Here is a 10,010-nt window from a genome sequence, read left to right on the forward strand (position 1 = left end):
TTGCTTTTTATACTTGTTCGCGCTTCGCGCTCTCACCCACGTTTATGCCTTACCCCAGAAATTGATCAGCATCTATAAAAGGGTTCACTTCGTTTCACCCCGCAAGCCACCCCGGTTCAACAACCGGGGCGTTTTGCTTTTTATACATATACAAAAAGTGACCGCTACCAGGCGGTCACTTTACAATTATTGATACAAGCGTCTAAGGCGACGCAAGCCGCTACTTCTTGTGTTTCTTGCGGCGCACGCCCCACTTGTCCTTGATCTCTTCTACGATCTTCTTGTCTTCGTAGCGGACCACCATCTTGAACTGGACGTTGTAAACGCCGGTTCCCACGAAGCGACCCTTGTGATCCTTGAAGTTCCAGTTCACAAAGACCTTCTTGTCGGTTTCAAGACAGTTGCCACCGAACTTCGGGCTTTCGCAAGGCACCGTGATAATGGTGTCGTTCACGTACTGGCCCAGGTGATCGAAGTAGTTCACGATGAAGGAGATGTACACGTCTTCGGGCTTCAAGGAATCCAGCACCGACGGGTCATAGGAACCGTCATCGGAAACCTGGGCGCGGTCCAGGAGCTGCGGCACAAAGCGTTCGCCCAGCTGCACCAACTGTCCAAGGGCGCCTTCTTTTTCCATGTCTTCCTTGGTGGTAGAACCCGGCACATAGCGCAGGTTCACCGAGCTTACCGTCTGCAAGGTGTAGGTCTTGCCATCAGCATCTTCCTTCGGGGTATCGTCATTGATATCGAAGGTACCCATCTGCGTGGCTTCGACCAAGTGGTTCAAGAGACCGCCGATAATGACCGACTGCGGATTTTCGCCAGCGACATTACCGTAGTTATCCTTGATAGCATCCTTGACACCCTTATGCACCATAATGGAGTCACCCGGCATAATCGTACCATCGCTACCGTTCAGGACAAGCTTTGCGGTACGGCCATCAGAAGACCAGTCGATTCTCGTGGGATTCAGCACATGCACCGAGTCACCATGGATATAGGAGAAGTAATCGACATCCTTCAGGTTCTTGGTCATGATCGGTTCAGAGAACACAATCACCAAGGTATCGATCTTCTTGCCGTAGCTAAGCGTTGCGCTGGACACGATCGGAGACATCTTGTCAACCAGCGGAGCGGCTTCTTCGGTCACGAAGGTTTCACCAAAGACCTTGTAGTAGGTGTAGATATTGGCCTGCGGCAGATCGTCGCTGATGCTGGTAACACCGGAGGTGAGCCTTGTAGTCGAGATAACATCCCAAATAACACGGGTCGGATCCTTCGGGTCAATCTTCATGTCTTCCGGCTGAGCCTGCAACTGAATCATCATGCCGCGATAGCTGTACCACGGGAAGCTCATGTAGAGGGATTCATCCAGGTCATCCTTCGTCAACTTCTTGTCAAACACGGCCACGATACGATCCAGAACGCCATCGCCATCGGTATCCCAGTATTCCACGTTCTTGACCTGCGGGAATCTGTCCACCACCTGAACAGGAACTTCGCGTTCGTATTCGTCAGAAGTAATGTAGGGCAGGTTCGTGAAGGTTGCACCCGGATACAGCGACACGCTGTCCTTATTATCACCCTTCAGCTTGAAATCCTTTCCGACAAAGATGACGATATCCTTGGCCGGCATGTAAACCTTCTTGATCTGGTCCACATCGAAGCCATAACGTTCAGACATTTCATGCTTGAGCATCACCATCATTTCGGGGATTTCGATATCAACCGGGAACAGGTCGATATTGTACTGGACAAACAGGGAGTCCGTGCCCTTCACGCTGCGAATGGCATAGGCATCCTTAATCACGTTGCTACCCACTTCGACAATCGGGGATTCACGCACGTAGCTTGCATCCGGGGTTTTCTTGTCGATATAAGACACAAGGGCCTTGGCATCCTTCGGGAACTTGCCCACAGCCGGGATACCCTTCAGATCCGAGACATCGACGAGGATGCGGTCACGAGACTTGTTCAGCTTGTAGTCCACGCAATCCAGAACCTTGCCGTCGATTACGAGCTGCACGCCGCTAAGGTCATAGCTAGAGGACAAGGTATCCTTCAGGAGGATTTCCACGTAGTCCAAAGCCATGTCGCCATCGGTATCCTTGATGTAGCCGATATGGGTATCCGGAATCGGATCGTAGAAGTTGATGTTGTCGATAACAACCATTTCGTTGTCGCCGAACACCTTAATGGACCCACCCTGAACCACCTTGTCGGCAGTCACGAACACGGTGACAGAACCATCTGCGTTCACTTCGATTACATCCACCTTTTCGCCCGTAGCAGGATTAATCAGCTTGATATCGGAATTGGCTTCAATTCTCAAGTTTTCGGAAGAACCGAAGTATTCCTTCACCTTCTTGGGATCCAGAGTAATGGCCACCACGTCGCCCACCTTGGCGGAATCCAGACCGGAATTGTAGCGCAAATCCATGGGGATACCCGTAGGATCATTGGTCAGCCTATAGTTGTTGCCATTGATCTTGACAACCTTCGGGTCGCTGGGATCCGGATCAGTAGGAACAAGGACAACCGTCTTGGAAACAATGGAGTCACCCTTTTCGAAACGTTCCACCGTCGGATACAGGTCAAAGCCGCTGTCATCGTCATCTTCGTAGTCTTCTGCACCGAAGTACATTCTGGACGAGCTGGATTTACCACCGTCATCTTCGCCAGCACCGATAGACCTACTAGAAGAGGACTTGTCACCGTTATCTTCGCCATTGCCATTATCACGGCTAGAAGAAGAACCGTTGCCATTGCCGCCATTGCTGTCGCTGCTGGAGCCATCGCCACCATTGCCACCGGAGCTCAAGTTGGATTCGCCACCGCTGCTAGTGCCGTCGTTTCCGCTGCTACCATTGTCATTACCGGAGCTGCCTCCACCCTGGCTATCAGAGCTGGAGCCATCATTGGCAGAACTGTTGCCATTGCTATTGGAGCTTCCATTGTTGCTATTGGAACTGGAGCCATCGCCACCGGCAGAGCTCAAGTTAGAGTCACCGCCACTGGAATTGCCATTGCCTGTAGAACTCAGGTTGGTTCCGCCGCTAGAATTGCCGCCATTGTTGGAGCTAGAACTCAGCTTGCTGCTGGACTTTGCACTGCTAGAGGATTCATGATATTCCACAAGCGAAGAGCTGCTCTGGGAACTGCTAGAGAGATCTTCATCTTCACCAGAATGGCCGGGATCACGGACAACACCCACACCCGAAAGCGGGGCCAAGTCATCCAAGTAATTGTCAATCCACTGCACGTGAATCAAGACATTGTCCTTAATCAACTTCTTGGGGTTTGCGGCAAAGTCCACAAAAATCATGTGACCCGTATTAGATGCGACAAAAAGATGACCGTAACCATCTGTGGTACCCTGGTCAAGACGCCAACCCACGCCACTTGTTCTCGGTCCAGTCAAATTTTCATTGGATTCCACAAAGAAATATTCACGCAAGTCAATTTCCGCGACAACCTTCGCCTTGACAGTGCCATTTTCGCGATAGGGCTGAATCTGCACAATCTTGGAGCCACCGAACACAAAGATTGTCTTGGAATAGGTATCGTAGGCACCACCATGGGCACCTTCCAGGGAGTCAATCAGGACCTTGGTTCCAATCGAAGCAATAACCCTATCACCCTTTTTTCCACCATACTTACCAATATTTCCATCATCCACGGTCACCCAAGTGGTATCGGTAAACACACCAAAGAAGGAATTTTTAATGCCATACGAATGATATTTTTCATGATCCGCGCGTTCCTTAGCATCACAAGGCCTAGTTCCACCCCCGGCTTCACAACCACCGCCATAATAGTCGGAATGCGTAAAGAAGGCTGTTCCTTCGCCATCCCAAATTACGGTTGCCAACTTTTTGACGTCCTTATGTTTGGGACCCTTGGGATTCAGTTCTACTTGATAACCGGTCGTTGCAAAGTTATGGCTACCAGGATTAGCAGGATCCTCCTTGGTAGAGAAACGATACAGATAACCAGGAATACCGGCTGCCCAAAGGTTATCACCCTTCGGGTCCATCATCAAATGCCAAAAGCCGCCCCTCTGCGTTGCAGGAGTCGCCGTAGCTACACGACATTTTTTATTCGGATCATTCGCTGCCTTTGCCGTCTTGCTCACCTTATAAATGCGTTCGCCCTGACCGGCAACCAACAGGTCACCATCGGGGTGGTGAACAATACCGTCAGCACCTTCTATACCATCAGTCATTGTACAAAGGGTTTTCTTGTCGGAAGGTTTCATAAGCAAGTAACCTGCACCATCGTACAGATAACTGATGCTCTTCACGCGGTCTTCCTTCTCGTACTTGGTATAGAACAAGGTCGCCTTCGTCGAGGCATGGGGAACAATGTCTCCGATCTGCTGAATCCAAATACCTGTCGCCGGATTTTCCGGGGCAGGAATTTCGATGTCTGCAGCAGAAGCTGCAACCACAGACCATAAAAGCATCGATATGATTTTTGCTGGTTTTCTCATGTTCCTATCCTCTAAAAGAATCCCTATTTAGACTTCTTTGCAGAAATGCCCCACCTAAAGATTCTTTCAACCTTAAAGTCACTTTTTGCTCCGTAAACTTTCACTCTGAATTTTGCAAGATAGATACCGGCGCCCACCCTACGGCCTTTATCAGAACGCATGTTCCAACGAACGTAGAGTTTGTCCGGATTTTCAAGGCAGTTTCCGTCGAAGAACTTGTCATCGCAAGCGATACTGCCCGAAGCGCCACCCACATAGTTGCCGATGTTGGTGTACACATAAAGTTCCCAGTGGAGGCCAATGTCTTCCATATTCGGTACAGACTGGCCAGTAGAATCTTTTTGCATGATGGTAGAATAACCGATATCCATGAGCACGCCCAGAGAAGACTGGTCAGAAGCCTGCTTGGCATCCTTCACGTGTTCAATGGTAAAGGGCTTTACGCGTTCGCTGAGTTCTTCAGCCTTGTTCAAGTCTGCAAAGGAATTGGTCTTCATGATCACGCGGGGGTCACCTTCAACCATTACGGCCGGCGCAAGTTCAGAAACCTTGTTACCCTTCTTGTCAACCAAGCCATTGGTAAAGTTGTCAAAGCGCACGGAATCTGCAGGGTTCATACGGGAGGCCAGGTCTTCGCCCGCTTCCATGAACAGAGTCAGTTCGAGACCGTCATCGCTCCATTCCGAAGAGCTCAGGCTGAAATGCACCCATTGACCATCCACATAGAAGGCGAGGCAATCGTCAGAGAGATTCACGTTCTTCTGGTCCATGGCTTCGGAGAAGGTAATCTTGAACTTATCCGGTTCCATCATCTGGAAGGATTCCGGGTTCAAGAAGGTAGAAGAAATTACCGGAGCCATGTAGTCGTTCATGCCGTACAACATTTCCTCTTCCGATTCCTTGCCTTCAACCGTAACCTTGTTGGAAATCGAAGCGTAGCCGTATTCGATTTCGCCGTCCTTCGAATAGGACTTGTCAATTCCTGTCAGCATATTCTTGACGTCGTACTTTTCGGGATCAAGGGCAAAGCCAAGCAACGTACCGCCTTCCGAAATCGTGAGGTCGGCAAGGTTCGGCTTGATGGCCACCAGTTCGCCGTCATTGTCGAGCCAGTAGAAGGTGATATCCATCTTCTTGAGATCGTCTTCGGTAATGGGTGTTTCGAAACCGAGGGAGGTAGAATCCATGCGGCCATCGCCATCGCGGTCATAGAAGCCGTTCTTCTCGTTGTCCACGTAAATGCGGCCCGCATTCTGCACCGGCACTTCCTGGTTGTTCTTGCTAGTGGGCACACCATCGGCGGCGGTGAGAATTCCATCGGGGCATTCCTTGCTGCTGCAGATCGTTTCGATCTTGAGCATGTCGCCTACAGACACCACGCCAGACTCCACAACGAAGGCCCACTGGTTACCCTTCTTAGAGAGGGCAGTCACGTCGATAGCGTCACCGTTGAGTTTCAAACCACGACCGCTCGTCCAAGACGGATCCATATCCTTGTTGAAGCGAACAATCAAAGTATCCGTTCCGCCATTGCCCTTCACGAGAGTTGCCGACTGAATGGCGGCACCGATGCTATCGGCAAGAGCGGTCTTCAAGGTATCGCAGCGATTACCGACCGAGCAAACGTAAGCCTTCACGGCACCCGTTGCAGAATCGGTCTGCAGTTTGACTTCCACACCGGGCAGGCCATACATATCGCGATCGCCATTCGGCTTTTCTTCGCCACTGTACTTTTTAAAGGATTCGTCGTCCGGCCAGCTGTAATAGAAACCGTTCACCTTCATGGAATCGGTCTTACCGCCGAACCAGGTCGCAATGCTGTCGCCAATGCCATCGCCATCGGTATCGTAAATGGCAGCATTATCGAGAGTCGGCATGTCGGGGTTCGTGAACTGGTATTCGCCGGGGAACGGATCGGTCAGAATAAACTTGGTGGTATCCTTCGGGTCCTTGAATGCATTCATGCTGAAGCTCGAACCATCGGTAATGGCCTTGGGTGCAACCACCAGGAACTTGCCCTTGCCCTTCTGGATATTGAGCCTGATGGTGCCGTCCGACAGTTTCAAGTCTTCACCGCCTTCGCTCAGGAACTTCAGGTTCTGGCTTTCACCAAAGGCTTCAAAGTAGAAGGTTCTGTCAAGAGCGGAATCAACACGGTCCTTCGCCTTTCCGATGGGGATAATGGCTTCCACGTCCACATGCATGGTATCGCCCACTTCGAACGAAAGCTTGGACACGTCGGTCACTTCTTCACCCTTAACATAATACTTGAGGTAGGGAACATAAAAGTTGTAGACAAGGCTCACAATGGGGTCTGTCGCAGAGGCGTCATCGGAAGTACCCAGCTGGAAGTTGTAGAGCTTGTAGTTGCTCTTGATGCGCAACTTTACAAGGCCCGAATCTTCGTCGGCTTTGACAGCCCTGAGGTTAAAGATATCCGAGGAGTCTGCAGACAGCTGCAAGGTCAAAGTATCACGGCCAATTTCTTTTTCTTGTGGAGCGTAGACATAGAACGACGCTCCCTTGATTGCATATTTCTTTTTAAGAGTGTCACCAGGGTGAACTACGTAAAGGCTAGCTCCGCGACTATCAAAGATTCGATAGTACATGCAGCGCACGTCGGGCTTGCCAGTGTAGTTAATGCAATCAATGCTTTCGACACCCAAAGCACCCGTTGCAAGACTAAGCAACGATACCAAGACAAACGAAAGAATGTGACCTTTTATGAACCGCATTGCAACCTCAATATAGCGACCAAACTCTGCAAACATTTCTTTGCAAACTATCAATACCAAAGATATGATTTTTTTTTAGAAAACGGACAACAAAAATTTACGTTGTGACCCTAATCGCAAGGCGATTCCAACGAGGATTATTCCAAGTTGGAATAAGAATTCGCCAAATCCGTGACAATATCGTCCATAAAAATCCAGCCGCGCCCTTCAAGGCGAAAGCAAGATTTACGTTGTAATAAATTTGACATAATTTCGTGTTTTAGGAAACCCTTCGAAATCCATCGGTCGCACACCGATTTATCCAGGGAAATACCCATTTTTTGCAGTTCCTCGGCAGAAATCCCCTTGGACTGCCGGAGAGATAGCCACAAAAACTCCATGATTGCAGCCTCTTTATCCAATTCATCTAGAGAAAGCAGGAATTTGGGGCAATTTTTTTGCACATATTCCCGCCAGCGGGGGTAAATTTCCGGGGCATAATAACGCGTTTTCCCCAAATAACTGTGGGCACCGGGGCCAAAACCCGCATATTCGCCACGATTCCAGTAATTTTGGTTGTGGGCGCTTTCAAAACCCGGTCGCGCAAAATTCGATACCTCGTAACGCCTCAGACCTTTTTTTTCAAGGATTTCGACACCGCCCGTGTACATGGATTCGTACAGGTCCTCGTTTACGGTCAGTTCGCCACGACTCACCCTATGCCCCAGCCTGGAACGGGGAGAAACGTTCAATCCGTAAAAACTCACGTGATTCAAGGGAAAATCCGAAAGGCGGTCCACATCGTCCAAGAACCCCTGCACACTTTGCCCCGGCAAGTCAAACATCAGGTCCCCGTTCACCTGCAAATGGGGAATAGAGGTCAAAAGCCGCAACGCAGCAATCCCCGTCTCCACCGAATGGGCTCGTCCCACCATATTCAATATGGCAGGGTCAAAACTCTGGAGGCCAAGGCTGACGCGGTTCACCCCTAAATCCAGGGCATTTTGTACAGTCGCCTCGCTTGTCGATTCCGGGTTGAATTCCATGGAGACTTCTTTCAGCCTGGAAGGATCAACGCCCACAGACTTTAGGCAATCGAAAATCTGGCGCAAAAATTCCGGCGGAAGCTCCGACGGAGTTCCACCACCCAAATAAAGGGTTTCTGCAGAGGAAAGCAGTCCCGGATGCAGGTTTTCAAAACATACAATTTGCTTACAAAGCAGACCCGTGAATTCACCGAAAAGCTTCGATTGCGATGGCATGACGCGAAAATCGCAATAATCGCAGACTTTTCGGCAAAACGGGATATGGATGTAAACACCGAACATCTTTTTCAACAATTAAAAAAAATTAATTCCTACCTTTTTACCAAAATTTAGATTATATAAGTAGTATGGGCGACAAGAAACGAAACAATTTCAAGAAAAAACTGAAGAAGCGGATTCCGCTCCTGATTTTTCTGACGTTGTCCACCACCATCTTCTTTTTGGCATCGACCCTGCTACTGGACGAATCCTATAAAGACATCATCATTATCGCCATGATTTGGGCGCTGCCCCTATTTATCCACTGAAGTTGCTATGGCCATGTCTCGACTAACACAACGCAAATGCAAAGCAATTGCTTTCTATATCTTGACCTGGGTGGCATTTACCTTGAGCGCCTCGGCCCTTTTTACTTATGGCGCCGGCAATGGGTTCGATTCAACCCGCATGCTGTACATGCTACAGTTGTCGCTCTTGACCGGACTTTCTCACGCCATTTATGACGTGATGATCCTGCAAGACGAAATGGACAAGAGACCGGTCGCTGCGGCCCTGTGTATCCGCTCCTGGTTTTTCTTGGCCAGCATTTGTGCGAACCTTACGCTGTGCATTCTCATTTGGGACATTGACCGAAGCGAAGGCCTTATCAACGAAGCCGCCATGCGGCACATACTGGACGTGTTCAAACTGTCTAGCACGCACATTTTGATTTTCGAGCTGTTCTTGCTCGGGCACCTGGTTACCTTTATCCGTTCGGTCCACAAGAAATTCGGAACCAGAGTCTTTATCAATACCCTTCTCGGCAAGAACCAGGATCCCAAGGAAGAAGACCTGGTATTCATGTTCATCGACATGAAGCACTCCACAGAAATTGCCGAAGAACTGGGACATGTCAAGTACAGCAACTACATTCGGGACTACTATAGGCTGCTTTCAAACTGCTGCGAAGAAAACCACGGCGAAATTTACCAGATTGCAGGCGACGGAGCCTTTTTGACCTGGCAGATCAGCGACTGCAGAAAACAGGCCAGACCCATCGACTGCTTTTACGATTTCAAGGAATGCCTGGAACGCACTGCATACAAGTTCAAGAAACGCTACGGAGTAATCCCCGCATTCAAGGCCGCCGCCCACTGCGGAAAAGTCATCTCCACCGAAGTCGGAAACTTCGGAAGCGAAATGGCCTATCACGGCGACGTACTGAACACCACCTCAAGAATCCAGGCCCTCTGCTCCAAGCTAGGGCAAGATTTCTTGATATCGGAAGACCTATACACCAAGCTCCCCCTGCCCCTACCCCACGGATTTATCAGCGTAAAAGCCGGATTTTTCGAATTAAGGGGCAAAAAAAATGGAATTTTGATTTTTTCTCTTCATTTGCCCTTGACATAGCCTAAATATTATTCTATAATTGGGTCACCCCGCGGGAATAGCTCAGTTGGTAGAGCACGACCTTGCCAAGGTCGGGGTCGAGGGTCCGAGTCCCTTTTCCCGCTCTAAAAAAAAGAAAAGCCACCTATCAGGTGGCTTTCTTTTTTT

Annotated in this window: 5 protein-coding genes and 1 tRNA gene; 3 read left to right on the top strand and 3 right to left on the bottom strand. The window is 49.6% G+C overall.

The window, feature by feature from the left end; genetic code table 11:
• Positions 1-220: 220 nt before the first annotated feature.
• The 3 genes from ACJMNB_RS06495 to hemW form a co-directional block, all read right to left on the bottom strand.
• Positions 221-4,492 carry a hypothetical protein gene (locus ACJMNB_RS06495; protein ID WP_405340247.1) on the bottom strand — a complete coding sequence of 1,424 codons (4,272 nt, stop codon included), beginning with the start codon at positions 4,490-4,492 and terminating at the stop codon, positions 221-223.
• A 23-nt stretch (positions 4,493-4,515) separates the two neighbouring features.
• Positions 4,516-7,227 (bottom strand): hypothetical protein, encoded by a 2,712-nt coding sequence (locus ACJMNB_RS06500; protein WP_405340250.1) that lies wholly within the window; start codon positions 7,225-7,227, stop codon positions 4,516-4,518.
• A 137-nt stretch (positions 7,228-7,364) separates the two neighbouring features.
• Complete coding sequence (gene hemW / locus ACJMNB_RS06505; RefSeq protein ID WP_405340262.1) at positions 7,365-8,534, bottom strand: radical SAM family heme chaperone HemW; 1,170 nt, start codon at positions 8,532-8,534, stop codon at positions 7,365-7,367.
• Positions 8,535-8,599: 65 nt separating this feature from the next.
• Between hemW and ACJMNB_RS06510 the strand changes: the two genes are divergently transcribed.
• The 3 genes from ACJMNB_RS06510 to ACJMNB_RS06520 all read left to right on the top strand — a co-directional run bounded on the left by ACJMNB_RS06510 (position 8,600) and on the right by ACJMNB_RS06520 (position 9,967).
• Positions 8,600-8,779, top strand: a complete 180-nt coding sequence (locus tag ACJMNB_RS06510) for a hypothetical protein (protein WP_405340253.1) — start codon at positions 8,600-8,602, stop codon at positions 8,777-8,779.
• Positions 8,780-8,849: 70 nt separating this feature from the next.
• Complete coding sequence (locus ACJMNB_RS06515; protein ID WP_405340256.1) at positions 8,850-9,863, top strand: adenylate/guanylate cyclase domain-containing protein; 1,014 nt, start codon at positions 8,850-8,852, stop codon at positions 9,861-9,863.
• 31 nt (positions 9,864-9,894) lie between these two features.
• A tRNA-Gly gene (locus tag ACJMNB_RS06520) sits at positions 9,895-9,967 on the top strand.
• Positions 9,968-10,010: the final 43 nt, after the last annotated feature.

This window comes from Fibrobacter sp. (assembly GCF_045131395.1).
In the GTDB taxonomy this organism is placed as follows: Bacteria; Fibrobacterota; Fibrobacteria; order Fibrobacterales; family Fibrobacteraceae; genus Fibrobacter.